Below are 18,664 nucleotides of genomic sequence, written 5' to 3'. Positions count from 1 at the left end.
GATGATCTGTTCCTCGGTAAAACGCTTCTTCACGTCCAATCTCCTTCCGTTGCGGGATTGGACTCCAAATCCTTGCGCTACTCAAAACCGGGGGGACGTCGCAAGAACAGCCGTGGTGTAGCGAACGGCATTCGGGAAAAGATGCGCGATGGAAAGCTTCCAGCTTTCAAGCTGGGCGATGGAGAAGACGCGTGGTACATGCCTCTCACTGCGCTGGCTGAGATTCTCGATAAAGCACACGAACTCCCCAAGGTCGGGGCGTCAGACCCCATCGACGCTGCATTGAAAGCGCCACTACGGGGTGGGAAGCGTCACCGCCCACTTATCAATCCGAACATTCGTAGTTGGCTAGTAATCTGGAAAGACATTTTCAGCCTGCTCGAATGGGCTGAAGAAGTGGACTTAGTAAGCTCAGACATCATCAAGGTTGATGAGTTTGAATTCTTCTTCGAAACTCAGGAAGACCGCTCTTCTTTGGATTCCACTCTTCCGCAAGCAATGAAGATGAAGCCATTCGAGCCTCTTTGAAGAGGTCGTCTCTTTTCGTTGACGGGTTGCTTCCCCGCTTGTTTAACCCTTCGCTCAACAGCTCTACTAACCGAAGGCCCCTTGACAACTTTGCACACTGAGTTATGCATAGAGCACTTTAGCTATTCATCTCTCCTAATTGTGCTCAAAGAACTTCAGTCACACTTCAATCAGCTTGAACTTTAAGTTGCACCAATCCATTCTGATAAACATCCTAACTATCGCTGGCAATTGCGCCCTTTAAATAGCGACAAGCATTACTTACTCATCTTTCAACGCCTCAAATTACCTTTGACGAAGATCAATACTTCGCGCCAAGCGCCAGGCTCCAACCTCGCTCAGGCTCTCCAGTGTCCTCGCGACGACCACTTGAGTACGTCAAATCAAGCGTGAAGTCCTTCTTACTGTCTAAGCCAAAAGAGAATGTCGATTTGAAGTAATGGATATCACGCGGTATTCCATGAAAACCGTATAGAAGCGTGTCCGTCACTAGCCAGTCAAGAGAATGTTGCCAATTTGGAAGGGCCGATATCTCAAAACCAAAACGACTCCCGAATCTCAAGTAGTTATTGAGCGTTCCTGGCTTTGCGTCCCCGAAACTCGTGTAATGTCCATCATCCAGACGTAGATCAAAAACGCTGCTTATCGTTAACTGGCTTTCATCATCATTGAGACGTGCATTGAGAAACTTCGCCCTATACGGCACAAAGCTCCCGTTAAGGCTCGCAATATGACTGCCATTGACCTTGTTCCACAGATAGTCTGGTCGTAAGGTCAACGCATAGGCTGTGCTCGGACTTCCAGATGAAGCCTCCTCAGGCCACCACTCATACAACAAGGTTGCCCCAGCGTCTCGAGTGTTCGCTGTATAAGTTGTCCCTTTCTTGGAGATATCGGTGGAATTGTCGTTGATTCCAACATAGGGAACCAACTGCCAGATGTTGCTGACATGACCGCCCTCTTGGCCCTGACCGGTGCCATTCAATGTAAATGCGTATCCAACCGCACCAACAAATTTCCTAGTGTTCTTACCTTGGACCTTATCATCCGAAAGTCCAGCCTGAAATTTATCGAGGCTCGAATACTCAGCCGTCGATGATTTACGCGCATAAATCTGATCCCCTCCGCCACGGACCCGCCACGAACTATCGCCACCTGTGGCATGGTCTGGCTTCGCCGAAGGAGAATCTTGTACTACCGTCCCACCCGTGCACGCAATGACAGCCTTGGGATTGAGAAAAAATTCTTCAGCGGTCTTTGCTTGTCCATCGGAGTGAAAACCAGGCATCTGATTTTTCAGAAGGTTGTTCATATCGATAAACGCGCTAACCATCGCAGCTTGGTCGTTTTCACCACATCCATCTTTATCTTGCTTGTTGAACTTCGGACAAATAGGCCCTTGTGCGATGACTTGTTGCTCTGGTGACAATACTTTCAACTCTGGCAATGCATGAGTCCGTTGATAAGACTCCGCTCTCCACGAGAACTTATAAGAATCCATCAGATATTCAGAAAGCAATTGACGATCCACCTGACCGTCCTTGCAAACCTCAGATGCTGGCACTGAAGCCCTCGACGTTGATGCGACCAGAAGAACTATTGTCATCCCAGCACACGCCGCCGCGCGCATTAGCTACCGCTCCGCAATTGGGTCTGGTTGTTGATTTTTGTAATCAATGACCCGACCGTGAGCTGGACTGCACTATCGCTAAAATCGGTATCAAAACTGAAGCTATAGGGCGGTTGATGCCACGCGAGACGGCCGTGGACACCCCCCAAAAATCCAAGCATCAAATCAGATGAATAACCGTAGTCCTTATCCATCGTCTTGGATGGGTCTAGTGCGTGACCATCGGCGTGTAGCTGATCACCGACCGCGCATATCACGACCGTAAGTTGGTCACTCCCTGACGTTGCGTCAAGGGCCACAGATGCACTCTGAGTCTTCTTACCCATGATACTCCCCCTTGTTGCAAAGCCAGGCCAACGTTTGGACGCAGCGCTTCCTAACGGCACAACGGATAGCGCCGTTGAAATAAAACATGGAGACGTAACTGTCACAAATAGTGACATATATGCCCTAAGGCACGCTGATTCGTGGTGGTCTCGCCACCGCAAGCCGTTTTTGACTTACCCCCTTTTTATATTCTTCAACAGCCACCCGTTAAACCGGCGTGTAAATCTATTTAAAATCCTCAACCAACCTCGGGTGGAAGCGTGCCTGTAACGGCGATCCACGCAGCTCTTGTGTAGTGCTCCAACTCTGCTTCACTCGTTAGACGCTCCAGCAACAGCTCCATGTCGAACTGATCGCTTGGCGAGCTGAATGGTCCGCCCTGTCGCTCCATCGCCAGCACCGCAATAGCCAATGCTTTTTTGACCAGGTGCAGATCGCGCATTTCGATGGTTGCCATACTGGTCACCTCGGTCAATCAGAGGAAGGCTGGAGCAGCATACCTAGAAGATAGGAAGCATGATAGTCACACTGTCAATCATCAATAACGACCGCACTTTTTATGTTTTTTTGCAGAAATCTTGTGCTCAAGAAACTACAACGTAAACACTGCCCTCATGACAACGTTGTACAAGTGAGTGCATGAGCGCTTTTGAAGCAGATGCACACATGCAGGTGTTTTCCTACATCGATGTTCATGCATCAAATTGGTAGGGTTTTATCCGTGCAATCCGTTTGAGTGATTTCGGCATATCATCATGATGACGCAATGCGCCGTCCCAAAATGATAGGAATTGCGGCACTCAATGACAGGCTAAGCAAGATTCTGTAAGCAACACACTGCACCCGCAACTTCTTGTTGACGCCTATTAGCATTTCATACTACAAAACGTCGCCCTCACAGATGACCGTGATGAATGGGCAAAGTGAGTTTTTATCTTCACATGGAGAAATGAAATGCGTGATTTGACTGTAGAAGAATTGAGCGGTGTGTCTGGCGGTCTTGATATGACCAGCGCGTACGAAACCAATGCATGGTTTGATGGACATCTGTCAGATTTTTTCCGCAACATCTATGACAGCATCTTTGAGAACAACTCGAGCAGTAACAACAACAATCCCCCGCAGGTCTCTTCTGACACCATGAATTCATTCGTCAAAGCCTGTATCCAAGCTGGCGGCACTGCCTCCTTGGTCACGGCGTCTGGCCAATCCAGTGGAAATGTCAGGCTCGTTAATGTATCGGGCGGCGTTCAGTTCATGAGACTGACCTGCAATATGCCTTCGCACTAAGTACGTCCGTACTTTAGTTTTTGCAGCTCGCCATTATTGGCGAGCTGCTCATGTAACCCCATGTTTTGATGAAGCCAAAGCCGATGTAGGAAGCCTGATGTTCATCAGGCCTACTGGCTTGAGTTTCACTCAAGCAAGCCTGTGGCCTGCTTCTCACTTGATGTGCTTGGAGCACTAGGGCCTGCAATTTAGGGACGATAATGAGTTCTCTCTACAAGGATTTTTGGCGAGAAAAGATCGTTGATGTTGGACTAATGAGCCCAAACGTGCTCGTAGACTTCGACGCAGGAATCTTGCCAAACGCTCGCGTTGTATGGCTAAACAAGCGATGGTTTTTTTCAGCAGGGATAGATCTCAACAATCCATCGGTTGAACAAGACGTTGGCCAGTGGCTGTTATCCACCTACGCCGTTTCATCTGTAGAGGAACTTTGTTCCTCAGGTTCGTTTGGAACAACGAAGCTTGGCGCCGACCGTTATGGGGCCAGCGGAGGTGCGTCTCACGGTGGAAGTGGACGCTGTGGGCACGCTGGTCTCTTCAACGCCAAAGGCGTTGGCCGTACCCCTCTGGTGTCACCGAACGTTGACTGGGCTCACTCCCATGGTTGCTTGTATCTCTTTGAGGCCATCCGTGAGGCGATAGCCAGTGAAATCGCGCTCGCTGAGATGCCCCATGGGGCAACGAGCGTTATCGCTATTATTGATGCGGGCTTTTCTCTACGCTCTGATAAGGATAGCGAGCCTGAACGCTGCGCCATTCTTGTTCGCCCCAACTTCGTACGACTCGCACACTTCGAGCGCAGTGTGTTCTTTGGCACATCTGGCTTCAAGGGCTCTGATCAATATCAGGACAGTTTGCGTGTAAAAGACGCGATTGGTGCCATCACACGAGACACTACGTTTCAACTGCCAAATACACTCGTGAAGCTTGCCGAGCAGGTCGCTGCCTCCAGAGCACATCGTCTTTGGGCAGGTCGGCCGACGACCGACAACGTCACCATGGATGGCGCCTTTCTGGATTTCGGCAATTTTCGTTCATTGCCCAATTGGAAGCGCGCTAACGATAGTCGTGGTCAGGTCTTTGGGACGGAAATGCAGGACCTTGAAAACGCCGTCACCTCCCTAGCTCACTTCTTCATCAAGCATTCCGCATTGGACCCAGGACTCACCCCTGCGCAATTGACGAAAATGATTCGAGTTAGGCTTGATGATGCTTTCCGCTCGATGTGCATATCAGCCTGTGCGCTCCCTGCTGGAGAATCCATCGCCTCCACGCTCTCCGACCTCGTTTCTTCCTACTATCAATTGCAACAACGAAGTTCCTACCTTCTCTGTGAGCCTTCACCGACCTGGGGGAGGAAGGATTGGCTCTACTATGAGATGGGACCGTTGACAGACGAGCCTAACGTTAGACACACCGAGAAGACCTACGGTCAAGCGATTCGAAGTCTCATCTTGGGCAATGGACGAAGTCGTGATGGATTGATTCCTTATGCAGCAGCCCGACGTTGGACCGCCCCGAGGCATCAGCAGAATTACCATGTATCTAGGCATCACGCCAAGCGAGTGGTAACGCAAATCATCAAGGCCGGTTCTGGCGCAAGGGATGTTCTATCGCGCTACATCTCCAGCGAAATTGCCATGAGCCGTCGAATATGGCCAAAACTTGACCCTAGCCACATCATTCTTGGCTTTGCTACAGATGTCGCGTCGTCTGTTGTATTTACCTACGACACAGCAGAAAACGCCTATACGGCCATACTTTCTGGCATCCAGATCAATGACACCCTCCGCTTGTTTGGGACTGAAATTCCCGTCAGCAATGATGCTTTCAAAGAAGCGTTCGAGATAGAGATAACCTCCCGTTACCAGCCCAGCAAGCTAAGCAGTCGCCAATCCGTGTCCGTCTTTGGAAAGATGATCGAAATCCCATCGCCGATGGTTACCTTTGCAGATGGTCTAACTGCTGCTTCAAAAATCGAGCAATGCGGAGGCAGCACTCGTGGTTAATAAGCTTATGAGCATGAGCGCCGCAGAACGAGCACTAGAGGAAGAGCGACTTATTAAGGCCACAAATGACCGCCGCTTTGCCCAGCTTGGACAAGCGATGCAGCTACTCTTTAAGACTGACCGTCGAAAGTACAGCATCGCCTCTGCTTACCTCTGGCTGTGGCCCGCAGTACGACTGAACCAGATCGTTTGCACCACGGGTCGGAGTGGCGTGTGGACTGGCTACGCAACCTGGGCCTACTTCACCCCCGAATTTGCAACGACATTCGTAAAATCCGATCCGCCCTTTCTTCATATCAGTGATTGGAACGAGGGGTATCAGCTTTGGATACTGGACTTCGTCGCACCGTTAGGTCACGCCCGCGCTTTGGTGAGCCAATTGCGTAGTCGACTATCTCGTGACTTCAAGGAAGCCCGACACGTTGTCCGTAGTCCCGATGGAAACGTCATTGGCACTCGCATCCTTCGCGTTCCGACGAGCACCCTATCCCATGGCTAAAGTCAAGGTACCTCGTCGCACGCGAATGGTGCGGTGGCTCATCGTTTTATTTTCAGCAACACTTCTGCTTTCAGGAGTGTTCCTTGGAGGTGTTTATTTCTATGGACGACACACCCCTATCATCCCAACCGAAAAGTTCGACCTGGTGTTCAAAACACTGAGCAAGAAGTACTACGACCAGACTTTTCGGGGTTATAACTGGAAAGCCGTGGGCCAAACCTTTCGTGCGAAGGTTCCTAAAGAAGACCCGAATGACACGGCTCTGACGGATATCCTCAACAACCAACTGTTTCCGTTGCTGGAAACCTCTCATCTAGAGTACGTACCCGCTTGGCTCGCAAAACCGAGTCAGCAATCAGGTCAAGTCCGTCTCGGAATCATTCTTCCCGAGCTTCGAGAGATGGCGGGCTTGATATTGATCGACGCCAAGCCCCCAACAAAGGCGGTTTTGTTGCACGTTGAATCGGGTTCGTTCCTTGATAAGCAAGGCATTCGACCTGGGCTACCCATCGATATTGACGTCTCGGCGGCTTCCGAACTCACTTCATCTGTGACCCATCGGGTAAGTATCACCTACAACGCATCGATGCCAGATGGAACTGCTCGCAAGTTGAACACGGAAGTTCCCGTTGGCTCACCCGACGCCCCTCTTCCGTACACCGACAAGGCCAAGCAGCAAATCATCGTCAGTCGCCTAGATGACGCATCTATCGACGCCCTGCAAAATCTTTTCAATGACCCATCCGTTGCTCACTACACGGTGGCTTACCTTCCCTGTGGACTGACAACCTCCATTGCCCTTCCTGGGAAGCCATCGTCTGTCATCAATGTGGTGAAGGACTCGCCTGCTGACCAGGCGGGGATTGAGCCAGGATCTTCGATTGTTGCATTAAAGACAGGCCTACTCGCGTTGAATAAAGCGCATGTCTCACTGGAAGCACTCTTGCCCAGTGGCATCAAGAAAACGTTGGACACCACCTACGAGGGAGACCTCCAGTCTGTCTCCAAGCCGTTTAGCGAAGAGCGGTCCGCACTTATGGACGGCCCCGTTCTCATCTTGAGGTTTAATCAGTTCAATGATGACAATGCGCGATGGCTCGACCGGCAATTGCGCCAACATCAGCCGTCCGCCATCGTTCTGGACTTGCGTTACAACTCGGGCGGTGGTCAGGTTGCCATGCAAAAGATCCTTGCCGAGTTCCTACCATCCGGGACACCCATCGCCACCCTCAAGAACGCAACCGAGCAAACACGGCTCCTCGTTCCTCCAGGCGCTCAGCCACTTGAATCTCGGTTGGTTGTGCTGATTGGTCCCGCATCAAGCAGTGCTGCTGAAGTAACGGCGTCTGTCCTAAAGCATTACAGCCGAGCCAAGCTTGTCGGCCTACCCACAGCTGGGGACGTCATGAGTGCAAGCAGTCTCACGTTTCGCGATGGATCAATTCTGCAAATACCCGTCGCAACCGTGCTTGACCCATCTGGCGTCAACCTTGAGCGTGTGGGGGTCACCCCAGACATCATTCAACAAAACACGTTGGCCGACATACGGCGTGGACGCGATGCGCCACTTGAGTGCGCCAAAAGTCTTCTGGCGGGCACGACTTGCCCATAGTACATAAGACAACACCCGGACCCCGTCAGCATTGTCGATAGAGAAGGCACAACCTCGTGACTAGAAAGACCTTCGATGGAACGGAAGGATCGCTACGCGACTTTTACAGGCTGTTTCGCGCATCTAAGCTTCCCATCATTCAACAAGCTGAAGCTGCCGAGTGTGCTGTAGCATGCTTGGCCATGGTGGCCAACTATTTTGGTCATCACGTATCGCTTAGCGGATTGCGGCGTCGCTTCTCCGTATCCACAAAGGGAACGACCCTCAAAGCCATCGTGGATTTGGCCGACCGAATGGGTCTTTCTTCCAGGCCCGTCAGGTTAGAGTTGTCAGAACTCGCCAACTTGCAACGCCCGGCCATCCTACATTGGGAGATGAACCATTACGTCGTTCTGAAGGCAGTGGGTCGACGAACCATCACCATCCATGACCCGTCCCAAGGGATGCGGGTTTTGCCCTATGAAGAGGTCAGCCGTAGCTTCACAGGTGTCGCTTTGGAGTTGACGCCAACGGCTTCCTTCGTCACTAAGCCCAAAGCAGAGACAGTACGATTCCGCGACTTCCTCAGCCGAGTCTATGGGCTGATTCCACCTGTCGTACAAATCTTTCTGCTTTCCGTTGTTCTTCAGGCCTTCGGGACGCTCTCCCCTATCCTGAACCAGATCATCGTCGACAATGCCATCACGCAGGGAAATCTGAGCCTTCTGACGGTCATTGCAGTCGGCATGGGACTTCTTGTTCTCATCACGGCCCTGGTTCGGCTATTACAAGGTGTCATCGACCTCTACGTTGGAACACAGCTGTCGTTTCAACTCCAATCGAATCTTTTAAGGCATCTTCTTCGACTGCCCGTTTCTTGGTTTGAGCGACGCCATATTGGCGACATCATTTCTCGCTTCTCTTCACTTCCAGAAGTCCAAAACGTTCTGAAAGGCGCGGCCTCCAATATTCTTCTCAATGCCATGATGGTGCTTTCATCAATGGCGATGATGCTTATCTACTCCCCGCTTCTGACCTCTATTGAAATCGCAACGGTCTTCCTATTTTTCGGAATCAGACTGGCACTTTTCCCGTACTTTCGTCATAAGTCCCAAGAGAATTTGCACCGCTCTGCACAGGTGCAGACCTTGTTTCTCGAAACCATTCGAGGAGCTCGAACCTTCAAACTCTTTGGGTGCGAACAAGAACGAACTGTGGCCTGGCAAAACGAACAAGCCAAAGCCATCAATACCAGCGTTGAACTATCACGCTTTGCATTGTGGGGAAGCTTTGGCACCTCGGTCCTCAGTGGCATGCAGAACGTCATCGTGTGGTTTCTCGGTGCCCGCTTCGTAATCCATGGAAATCTAACACTCGGGATGCTTCTCGCGTTTCGGGCATACACGGAGCAATTCAGTGCCGCGACCAGCGCACTCGTCGGGCAGTTCTTCGCCATCAAGACCGCTCGAATCCACCTCGAACGCCTGAGTGACATTGTCCAGGCTGAACCAGAGCGTGGCATCGACCACGAAGGCGAGTTCGGGCACCGCCTTAGGGGCGACGTCTCCGTCCACAGCTTGTCATTTCGCTATGCCGAGCACGAGCCTTGGGTTCTTCGAGACGTGTCCCTCGACATCAAGGCGGGAGAGTTTGTGTGCTTCACAGGCCTATCGGGTCAAGGAAAAACCACGCTTCTCAAGCTTCTTCTTGGGTTCGATGACCCTATTGAAGGAAGGGTGTCTTACGACGCAGTGGAAATGCGCAGGCTCGGCATTCGAAACATCCGAATGCAGATTGGCGCTGTCCTTCAAGACGACCAACTGTTTAACGGCACCATTGCGGAGAATATTTGCTTCTTTGAAGCAGATGCCCTCCAGGAGGAGATCGAAGGTGCCGCCTTAGCCGCGCAGATCCACCATGAAATTACGCAAATGCCCATGGGCTATATGACCTTGGTGGGTGACCTGGGTTCGTCACTCTCGGGCGGACAACGCCAACGTATTTTGATTGCCCGCGCGCTTTATCGGAAACCAAAGATCCTCTTCCTAGACGAAGGCACATCAAATCTCGACCCAAAAAATGAGCAAACCGTGATGGAGGTCATTCGTAGCCTCCCCATCACACGCATTGTGATTGCACACAGGGAGGCCGCCATTGAAGGTGCCGACCGCACTTTTGACGTGAGCAATGGTCAAATCACGGCCATCGCCTGCGAAACACTCGCCACGCCGGCGCTGGAAGTCCTATGACGCTGTTTCGCTCCGAAGCATTGGAAGGCAAGCGTAGACAGCTTTATGGCGTGACAACCATCCATCAACCTCCGTCGTTGCTCTGGTTAACGGTTTTGGTAGCAGTGATTACGGTTGTCGTCTTCATCCTTCTCTGTACGATGCCCATCCCTCAAAAGGAAACCGTCAGTGGGTGGTTGACCCCCGATGTCGGTATTGCTCAGGTCTACTCCCCAAAAGGTGGAATCGCCACGTCAGTACAGGTCCAACTTGGCCATGTGGTCAAACAGGGCGAGAGCTTGGCAACCCTCAACACGGACACCACTGGCCCCAACGGGAGCCTCGCGACAGAGGAGAAAACCCATATTACGGCAAGGATTGCTGAGCTCGATGCCCAAATTTCAGAGAACGCAAAGAGTGGCGTCCTTGAGGTAGCGAGATTGAAACAACACGCAGATGCACTCCGGTCTGAAGCCGAAAACCTGAAGCTCCAACAGTCACTGGAAAAAGAGCAGGTCGAGATTGCCAAAGTGCAGATCGACCGTATTAAATCCGGGGTGGACAAGGGCTATGTCTCGCAAGATGAAAACGACCGACGCAGGGACTCCTTGCTGGGGAGAGAGCAGTCCTTGGCTGATATCGATAGACAGATTGCGTCCAAGATGGAAGAGGCTCGGGAAGCCAGCGTCCAAATACAGACGACCGAACAATCGACTGAGAGCAATGCTTCCAAGCTTCGCGCCGATCGGTATGCCTTAACTCAGTCGCTCGCTGAGGCAAGTGCTCAAGGTTCGAACATCCTCAGTGCCCCCATCGCAGGTCGCATCTCTTACATCAATCTCTCTGTTGGTCAATCAGCCGTCCCCAACACTCCTTTGTTTGCCATCTCTCCTCTCTCTGGCGCGCTTATCGCAGAGATCTTGGTGCCCACAGAACGAGCGGGCTTTGTTGAAGTAGGGCAGACCGTCAGAGTGATGGTCGACGCTTACCCTTTTCAGCGTTATGGCGCTATACGCGGAACAGTCATAGGAGTAAGCAAAGCAGCTGTGACGCCCAATCAGATTGCCTCTCCCATTGTCTTTAAAGAGGCCACGTACGTCGTCAAGGTGCGCCTCTCCGAAGAAAACGTTGAGACCTATGGGAAAGCGCGTGCGCTTCAACCGGGCATGACCCTGAAGGCTGACGTCATCACCGACCATCGCACCCTTTTGCAATGGGTGGTCGACCCACTCCTGGCCGCCAAGAGGCGTGCCACCGAATAGTTCTTCAAATAGGGATATCGAGGTCAAGCAACATGACGTTTGCAAAATTCAACGCCCACGTCTCTGACATCAAGACAGTTCTGAAGTCACCCAATGGGATAGCCATGCTAGGCCTTGGCTTTGGCAGTGGCCTGCCCTACCCCCTTATCGGAAGTACGCTGGGCTTTTGGCTCAGTGAGATATCAACGCCATTGGCCGTCATCGGCCTCTTTTCATGGGCCATGCTTCCGTACTCGCTGAAAATTTTGTGGGCGAGGTATTTAGACACCCGAAAGCCGTTCCTCTTTCAACACACCACTAGGCGCCGAACGGGTTGGATCATCCTGGCGCAGGTGTTAGTGATGATCTCACTGGTAGGTTTGATGATTGCTGGGTACTTTAAAAATGTGACGATGATGGCCTGCTTTTGCATCATTGCCGCGTTCGCTGGGGCCAGCCAGGACATCTCTGTAGACGCTTTTCGCATCGAGTCGGCGATGGCGTTTTCCAATCCAAGCGAAGCGCTCACCTATTACCAATTTGGCTACCGTATCGCGCTTCTATTGAGCGATGGCATCGTCTTTCTGTTGGCAACGCACATTGGGTGGTCAGCGTCCTACGCATCCATGACAATATTGATGCTGCTCCCCATCCTTGCCGCTTACAGGGCTATTGAGCCCTCTTTCATCTCATCGGGGAAAGAAATCGATCTCCATGACAAGACTGCCACTGCGCAACGGCGCGTGAATTTAAAACTCTCGAAAGTTAGTCCAGGCAAATGGGCGTGGGTACTTATCTTCTTGGTTGTAGCGTTCTACAGAATGCCTGACGTCATCATCTACCCGATGATAAATCCCTTGTATCACGACGTTGGTATCAGCAAGGACTTCTTGGCAGCGATTCATCTTGGTGTCGGGGTGATTTCTTCATTCTTTGGAATCGTCGTCGCGGGTGCCTCTACCATCCGATTTGGCTTGGTTAAATCCATGATGGTTGGGGCCATGCTTCAGTTCATCGCCGTCCTCACTTTCGCGATTCTCGCATTTTCGGGTGGAAGTCAATTGGTCGCAATCCTATCTGGCTCGTTTGAAAACATTGCGTCCAGCTTTACGGGTGTTGCACTTGTTTTATACATGTCGCAATTCATCAGTGCAGAACGTGCCGCCTCTCAGTATGCCGCGCTGACATGCGTCTATTCCTTGTTTGGCAAGCTTCTGAGTGGGCTGTCCGGTTTGGCCATCGCCCATCTTGGGGAGGGTGGTGATCGTCTGGAAGCCTATGGCGTCTTCTTCCTATTCGTCAGTCTCACCAGCCTTCCTGCCATCGCCTTGCTTTCTCTGATGCCCCGCAAGTATGTTGATGCACCCACGCATCAACTTGCGACTGCTTCATAGCGGTTCTTTCGAGAGGTAGATGCTTTAGGCAAAGAAAACATCGTTCACAAACGCGCTCCTGGCAGTGCCGACTTGCTACTTTCAGGGAGCTGTTTACATAGTGCATCCCTTTCCCGCTCAGCGTCCATGGTCTGAATTGCCTCTCGAAGATGTTCTTCCAGCGAAAGTCGGCTCAAAAACAAAGGATGGCTCCGCTTCTTCTTGACCTTGGCAAGCCATCTCTCATCCCAAGGGTCCAACCTCCGCCAAGCCAGGTCACCTCACACCTCTGCTTTATAAGGCAATTCACTGACTCGAGCGCCTCGCTCCACCCACTGTCGAATAGTTTGACGCTCAGCCTCTATGCCATCTCGATAGCGGGACGTCAGATGGTCGTACTGCAAAGCGTTGTCGTACCACCAGAGCGTGTAGACCGTGAAATGAGCCCAAATACTGTTCTCGGCTTCGCAGGGATGTTTGACACTCCGAATGTCTAGTATCCAACGGTAGCCCCACAGGCGGTGTTGCTCGTCTGGTTCCAACAGTGTCAGGTCAAATGCTTCGAGAATTGCGCGGGTCCTATTCTCGTCGGGAAAGTAACGTTGAGCGCGGTGGTTGGATGATTTCGGCATGGAAAAGCTCCAAATGAAATCATCCAATCAGTTTCCTTACTCTTGTCAATAGGGTGCCGACTTCGAAATCGTCCAATGTCGTTAGACGAAAGAGAAGACATTCAAAGACGCTTTCCTCGACCACCTGACTCCTCTACCTTAGCGAGGCGGTCTTCAAGCCGAAGCCGTTCTGCCTTATGAATGAGGGAGCGCAACGTTTCGAAATACTTTCCTTCGATTTCGCCTTTTGGATTGAGGCGCAGGGTTGAAACACCCCTCTATACTTCCACTTCATCGCATAACGTCTGGGCAGACACTGGGAGCAACGCAAATGCTTTTCGGTAGTAGACGTATATCCATCCAACGATGGAGTCGCGCACGTTGGCAAACCCTAGGTGCAACGTTGCTTCTCGGTGGACTCGCTCTGCCTGCTTCCCTTGTCCGCGCACAAACGACACCTTCGGCTCCACCAACCCTTCGCGTGCTGATTGACGGCAAGCCGGCGATGACATTGGATCGCCAAGCACTCGCCGGCATGCCGCGCATGAGCATCGACACGACAGCCATTCATCACGAATCGGCCGCCCACTGGCAAGGCGTATCTCTCAAAGACGTTCTGCAACATGCCGGCGTGCCCAGCGGCGAACAGTTGCGTGGCCACAACATGGCAACGATGGTGCGCGTGACGGCGTCCGACAACTATCAAGTTGTTTTCAGCCTTGGCGAACTCGATCCGATGCTGGGCAACGAGCAGGTCATTTTGGCGGATACGCGAGACGGTCAGCCGTTGACCAAGGATGGCCCCTTTCGTCTTGTCTTACCGGGCGATAAGCGGCCTGCGCGGTGGATTCATAATGTGACGACTATCGATGTCATCCTTGGCAACGCGGGTCACTGAAATCAAGCCTGGGGCGTTCAAAGAGAGGTCCCACAACAAACTGATCCAGATTCTTAGGCACCCCTACATGTTTCGAGCGGCGAAAAACGTGGGAATACCTCGGAACCTGGAACCGTTATCCAGCACATTGTTAAGAACGATTCCAAGTTGATTTATTGATCGACACATAAAAACTAAAGTCGTACCCGCCCAATAAAGCAGCAACTTCCTCGTAAGGAATTGTCGCTTCCAACCGCACGGGAAGTGACTTGTTTCCTTCACATTTCTCATTAGCTGACGCGAGCACCAACCCGCTTCAACCGGTGCCTGTCGCGCTCTTTCAACAGCAGCGGCATCAACTCCTCGATGTACTTCCTGGCATGCCCACGCGTGGACATGAGATGGAAGCGCCGATGCGCCTCATCCCGCCCGACCAAGGCCATGTGCGCCTTCCTCAACACATGCAGATAACCCATCAGGGGACTGCCATCGCGCAGGGGTTCATCGTCGCGCAGATCTGGAGTGGGCATCTGATTCATGATCCGATCCCTTGCGGGCAATCCGCGCGGCAGGTGGTTGTGATCAGGGATAGCAAGTCCTTGGCGTTTCTGTCGCGATCGGTGAGCGCTGGCAGGTTGAACAGTCGCTCGATCGTGGCAAGCACAGAAGTGTGGTCGTATACGGTGTGGTCGACGCGACCTTGCGCTACCCAGGGTGATACGACAATAGCAGGCACCCGCACACCGTAAACGTCAAACAAGAACCCGTTGGTGTTCAAGGACTGATCGGCACCATCGTTCGGAGGAACCGCATTGCCAGGTTTGACGGAATCGTAAAAGCCACCATGTTCGTCATAGAGGATCACAAGCAGGCTTTTTTCCCACAGCGGTGATTGGCGAATGGCGTTGTAGACACGAGCCACCAGTTGATCGCCGCCACTTAAACCATCCATCGGATGCTGCGAACTGCCACCCTCGTACGTATCGTGCACGATATCGCCGTAGCTGGGTTCGATAAAGGTATAGCGGGCGGTATAGCCTGCCGCAAGGTCGCTCTCGAAATGCGACAGATCGTCGATGTCGAAGAAGCTGATGCCCTTGATGGATGCAATCTGTGGCACACGCCCCAACATCGAACCCAGCTGGTCCTGGTAAAGGTGATAGTTACCCTTGCCCAACGCATCAAAGATCGATCCCTTCGGATAAGGAAAACCATCGACGCATTCCCAGTCGCTCATTTCCGCGGAGGTCGGCGAATGATCCAAACCCGCCGATGACGCCCCATGCAGGAAATACCGATTCGGCCATGTCGGCCCGGGCAGTGACGAATGCCAGCCATCGCACAGTACGAACTCGGTAGCCAACTTATAGAGTGCCGGCGACGCTGTACTGATGAAAGCACCCCGCATGACCTCCCCTGCGGCGGCCGGTTGCGGCGGCGTTCCTTCGTCCTTTGCTGTTGCGTAGTTGGAAACAAAGCCGGAGTTGTCGACGGGCGGATAGGCTTGTCCTCTCTGGTACTGGATGCCAGCGCCGCAGAGCTGTTCAAGCACATCCGTGAACTCATGCCCAGGATCGGTCGGCATCTGGACTGGCGCGCCATCACCAAATGCATAGACATTGCCGCCGTAAGCATTCGTATTTTGGGATGTAGCGGCGACGATGCCAGGTATGCCCGAATGCGCAAACAGATGATCGAACGACCGGTTTTCCAGCATCAGCACGAATACGTGTTGAATGCTGGTAGAAATCAGTGACGATGGAGCCGTGGCGTCTGTACCCATAGAACCCCCTAATCCCGGAGTAATCGGTTACGAGCATAGTGACGGGCGAGGCACATTCTCGCACGTTCACAAGCTCATCACGCCCCCTTGTGGCCTGCTGAATGGTGCTCTCGCTGCCTCTGGCTCATCACTTTTCCAGCGCAGGCGGGGAGCTAGATTGCGTTCCACTCCTAACCATTCACCATGCAAGGGGAAACATCATGCGTAAAGTTACTCGTGCCGCGCTCGGCATGTTTCTGGGCCTGAGCTTGTCCGGACTGGCCGTGGCTGCGGAGCCAGCTGCCACGGGTTTGGGGCAGGCATGGCCCAATGCCGTGGATGTCAGCTTGAGCCCGCACTGGCACGTTTATGTGTTCGTCATGAACGGTGTCAAATATGTCCAGGTCAATGACATTGACGGGAATGTCGTTGGTGCGGTCGGGACGGCAGGAGGACAATTCATTACGCTACCGATTGGAGAAGACTCCCAATATGTGTCGACGCCGCAGCAACGTGCGGCCAATACGTCCTCGACAAAAGCAGCAACGCCAACCACGATCTATCGAGACAGTTCAACCGTGCTCACCGCCACACAGCAAGGCAATGGGGTGACGATACTGAACGCTTCGACTGCCGACGAATGCCAAGACCCTTCTGCTTGCGGGTCACTCAACTGACGACGTCCGCAAGCCACTCATCACCCGGCGGGGCTGATCGCAACGCCGGGTAAGGCGGGATCAAGCAGCAGAATGCTGATCTGATGTCCGCCTGATATGGATCGGGTACGCGTGCGCCCCTGGAAAACCGCCGCCCTGTCTCTTACCGCTCGCAGGCCAAGGCCACTGGTCCCGCGCACAAGGCGCGGAAGCAGTTCTTCCCAGTCGATAAAGGCAAGTTGCGCGGGATACGCTCGAAAACGGGCAACGATCAATACGCCAACTCGTTCTTGTCTTTCCGCAATTCGTAAGTGGATCCGGATATCGCTCACATTCTTCTTCGTGCAAGCGTCAGCCACGACCTCCCAAATAATGCGGTAGATGGTCATGCGCAATGTGTTGGAAAGCCTGCTTACTGACCCGCGCAAATCGCACGAATAGGTCAATCCTACCTCCTTGAGCATGAGCGGCAGGCCGCCTTCCTGCAAAGCACTGGGAAGACCTCGTTCCCGTAGTGCGATGGGATATAGGCCGTCAGCTAAGCGGTGAAGTTGGTCCTGCGCAACCAGTGCATGGCGCTGATACCCCCGATCGTCAATCGCCGGCTGCAGATGACGAAGGCGTCCCATCATCATCGCAAACCCAGCTTGGACATCCTCCCTGATCTGCTCCAACGCCGTCGACGTCATACGCAACTGCATTTCACCCAAGTAAATGCTGCGCTGTGCCAAAGCCAGCGCCATGAGAACGTCCGTGCGGTCCTTCTCAACATGCTGATCGAGCGACCCGATACGCGCGCCCATGATCAACATGGTCGAAATGGCAAACGACAAGATGGATTCAGCCTGAAGGGTTGTCAAATCCCATACTGCGTTGGACATCAACAACATCACTGTGCAGCTTGCCGCCGCTCCCCCAACGGCTACCCCCTGCCATCCATGACGGAAAGCCAACCAAACTACCGGGAGAAACATGGCAACCTGAGCCATTTGCCGTATTGGCGTGTCGGGCGCTGCGCTATATCCAATCCACAACAACAAGGCAAGAACCGGAAATCCCAGGCAAGCGCTCTCGAACAACAGACGGCTGTTTTCGATTTTGCTTTGCAGTTCTGACCAACTCTTGACGACGAGCTTCTGATAGCCAAGCAAGGCAAGCGGCGCAACGGTAAGAATACCCAAGAAGCTACCCACAAAGTAACGTGGGACCCACTTGGAATAGCTCAAATCGTAACCTGACGGGAGGTTTTTTGCGGTCAAAAGCACGCCAAAGTCGCGCAGCATCACAATCACAGCTACCAACAAGGCACAACTGAGCAGCCTGCCCATATTGATGTGAGTTGCGTTGCTCAGAACTGGAGGCCAGTGCTTGCGTAGCCAATAAACTACTGGCGCTACATAGACGATAGGCGCAATGGCGCAAGCAATCCCCCAAGCCACGCCCCAGGTGGATGCGCAGACATAACCCATGCCGATGTACCAGCCAGACTCACCGATGATCAACGCAAGCCAATAGCGATAAGGAACAAGCAAAAGCACGGCGAACCTCAGTCCAGCCGTAATCTGCCATTGAGGTGGCGACAATGCTCGGAACGCCGTGAACGCAACACCATAGCCCAAAGCCACGGCCACATGGCGAACCCAAGGTCTCTCCCAAAGTCCCTTCCCCATCGATCACCCCTTATTTTTGACCGACTCCCCAAGCGTCGGCTTGGACGTCCAAACGCGGAGCGATCATTCGATTCCAGGCGTGAAACTGTGGTGAAGCGGCGTTTGCCCTGCTCGATGGACTTTCGCCATGCCGGACAATGCGCGGCTCGCCATGGATTTTTTGCGATGCATATCACAGGGATCGACGCGGTAGCGGAAGTGCTGCCTCACCAAGGCGCAGCACGCAGACAAGTCCCTTTCGCCCCTGCTCATGCCGGAGCAGACAAGGCGGATTGCCGCTAAAATCCACGGACGCCCGCACCACCTCCACGCAAGGTGAACGCAAGCTGCGCGGCCAAGGTGAAGCCGTTTTCACAAGCACCATCACAGTAA

17 protein-coding genes are annotated in these 18,664 nt (G+C 52.9%); 10 read left to right on the top strand and 7 right to left on the bottom strand.

What is annotated here, in order from left to right; translation table 11 throughout:
* Positions 1-528: hypothetical protein (locus IEX75_RS20345; protein WP_188797148.1), on the top strand; the 528-nt coding region annotated here is incomplete at its 5' end.
* A gap of 301 nt (positions 529-829) precedes the next feature.
* Here IEX75_RS20345 and IEX75_RS20340 read toward each other — a convergent pair.
* The 3 genes from IEX75_RS20340 to IEX75_RS20330 form a co-directional block, all read right to left on the bottom strand.
* Complete coding sequence (locus IEX75_RS20340) at positions 830-2,059, bottom strand: hypothetical protein (RefSeq protein WP_188797146.1); 1,230 nt, start codon at positions 2,057-2,059, stop codon at positions 830-832.
* A 98-nt stretch (positions 2,060-2,157) separates the two neighbouring features.
* Entirely contained in the window at positions 2,158-2,484 is a 327-nt protein-coding gene (locus IEX75_RS20335; protein WP_188797144.1) for a hypothetical protein, read from the bottom strand.
* A 239-nt stretch (positions 2,485-2,723) separates the two neighbouring features.
* On the bottom strand, positions 2,724-2,942 hold the full coding sequence (locus IEX75_RS20330; RefSeq protein WP_188797142.1) for a hypothetical protein: 219 nt from the start codon (positions 2,940-2,942) through the stop codon (positions 2,724-2,726).
* Positions 2,943-3,439: 497 nt separating this feature from the next.
* On the opposite strand from IEX75_RS20330, the gene IEX75_RS20325 reads away from it, so the two are divergent.
* The 7 genes from IEX75_RS20325 to IEX75_RS20295 all read left to right on the top strand — a co-directional run bounded on the left by IEX75_RS20325 (position 3,440) and on the right by IEX75_RS20295 (position 12,737).
* Positions 3,440-3,775: a hypothetical protein gene (locus IEX75_RS20325; RefSeq protein WP_188797140.1), complete on the top strand. Its 336-nt coding sequence runs from the start codon at positions 3,440-3,442 to the stop codon at positions 3,773-3,775.
* A gap of 200 nt (positions 3,776-3,975) precedes the next feature.
* The gene (locus tag IEX75_RS20320) at positions 3,976-5,784 is read left to right on the top strand and encodes a protein adenylyltransferase SelO family protein (RefSeq protein WP_188797138.1); all 1,809 of its coding nucleotides are present in this window, start codon (positions 3,976-3,978) and stop codon (positions 5,782-5,784) included.
* Between the two features lie 7 nt (positions 5,785-5,791).
* Positions 5,792-6,283: a toxin-activating lysine-acyltransferase gene (locus IEX75_RS20315; RefSeq protein ID WP_308422165.1), complete on the top strand. Its 492-nt coding sequence runs from the start codon at positions 5,792-5,794 to the stop codon at positions 6,281-6,283.
* Positions 6,276-7,895, top strand: coding sequence for a S41 family peptidase (locus IEX75_RS20310; RefSeq protein ID WP_188797134.1), 1,620 nt, complete (start codon positions 6,276-6,278; stop codon positions 7,893-7,895). Before IEX75_RS20315 ends, IEX75_RS20310 begins: the two co-directional genes overlap by 8 nt.
* 56 nt (positions 7,896-7,951) lie before the next feature.
* Complete coding sequence (locus tag IEX75_RS20305) at positions 7,952-10,123, top strand: peptidase domain-containing ABC transporter (RefSeq protein ID WP_229720991.1); 2,172 nt, start codon at positions 7,952-7,954, stop codon at positions 10,121-10,123.
* Positions 10,120-11,364: an HlyD family secretion protein gene (locus IEX75_RS20300; protein WP_188797132.1), complete on the top strand. Its 1,245-nt coding sequence runs from the start codon at positions 10,120-10,122 to the stop codon at positions 11,362-11,364. The genes IEX75_RS20305 and IEX75_RS20300 overlap by 4 nt, the downstream gene beginning before the upstream one ends.
* 32 nt (positions 11,365-11,396) lie before the next feature.
* The gene (locus tag IEX75_RS20295) at positions 11,397-12,737 is read left to right on the top strand and encodes an MFS transporter (protein WP_188797130.1); all 1,341 of its coding nucleotides are present in this window, start codon (positions 11,397-11,399) and stop codon (positions 12,735-12,737) included.
* 260 nt (positions 12,738-12,997) lie between these two features.
* Here IEX75_RS20295 and IEX75_RS20290 read toward each other — a convergent pair whose 3' ends face one another.
* A complete protein-coding gene (locus IEX75_RS20290; protein WP_188797128.1) occupies positions 12,998-13,348 on the bottom strand; it encodes a hypothetical protein in 351 nt (116 codons plus the stop codon).
* A gap of 523 nt (positions 13,349-13,871) precedes the next feature.
* Here IEX75_RS20290 and IEX75_RS20285 point away from each other — a divergent pair.
* On the top strand, positions 13,872-14,225 hold the full coding sequence (locus IEX75_RS20285; RefSeq protein ID WP_188797126.1) for a molybdopterin-dependent oxidoreductase: 354 nt from the start codon (positions 13,872-13,874) through the stop codon (positions 14,223-14,225).
* A 269-nt stretch (positions 14,226-14,494) separates the two neighbouring features.
* Here the strand turns inward: IEX75_RS20285 and IEX75_RS20280 are convergent, their stop codons facing one another.
* Both IEX75_RS20280 and IEX75_RS20275 read right to left on the bottom strand, forming a co-directional pair.
* A complete protein-coding gene (locus IEX75_RS20280; protein ID WP_188797124.1) occupies positions 14,495-14,743 on the bottom strand; it encodes a hypothetical protein in 249 nt (82 codons plus the stop codon).
* Positions 14,740-15,987: an alkaline phosphatase family protein gene (locus tag IEX75_RS20275; RefSeq protein WP_188797122.1), complete on the bottom strand. Its 1,248-nt coding sequence runs from the start codon at positions 15,985-15,987 to the stop codon at positions 14,740-14,742. The genes IEX75_RS20280 and IEX75_RS20275 overlap by 4 nt, the downstream gene beginning before the upstream one ends.
* Before the next feature lie 200 nt (positions 15,988-16,187).
* Here IEX75_RS20275 and IEX75_RS20270 point away from each other — a divergent pair, with 200 nt between their 5' ends.
* Positions 16,188-16,643, top strand: a complete 456-nt coding sequence (locus tag IEX75_RS20270) for a hypothetical protein (RefSeq protein WP_188797120.1) — start codon at positions 16,188-16,190, stop codon at positions 16,641-16,643.
* Positions 16,644-16,663: 20 nt separating this feature from the next.
* On the opposite strand, the gene IEX75_RS20265 is transcribed toward IEX75_RS20270, so the two are convergent.
* Entirely contained in the window at positions 16,664-18,292 is a 1,629-nt protein-coding gene (locus tag IEX75_RS20265; protein ID WP_188797117.1) for an MASE1 domain-containing protein, read from the bottom strand.
* Positions 18,293-18,664: the final 372 nt, after the last annotated feature.

Source organism: Dyella nitratireducens (assembly GCF_014642835.1).
Taxonomy (GTDB): Bacteria; Pseudomonadota; Gammaproteobacteria; order Xanthomonadales; family Rhodanobacteraceae; genus Dyella_B; species Dyella_B nitratireducens.
Note: the sequence above shows the minus strand (reverse complement) of the source record. Positions and strands in the feature narration are given on the sequence as shown.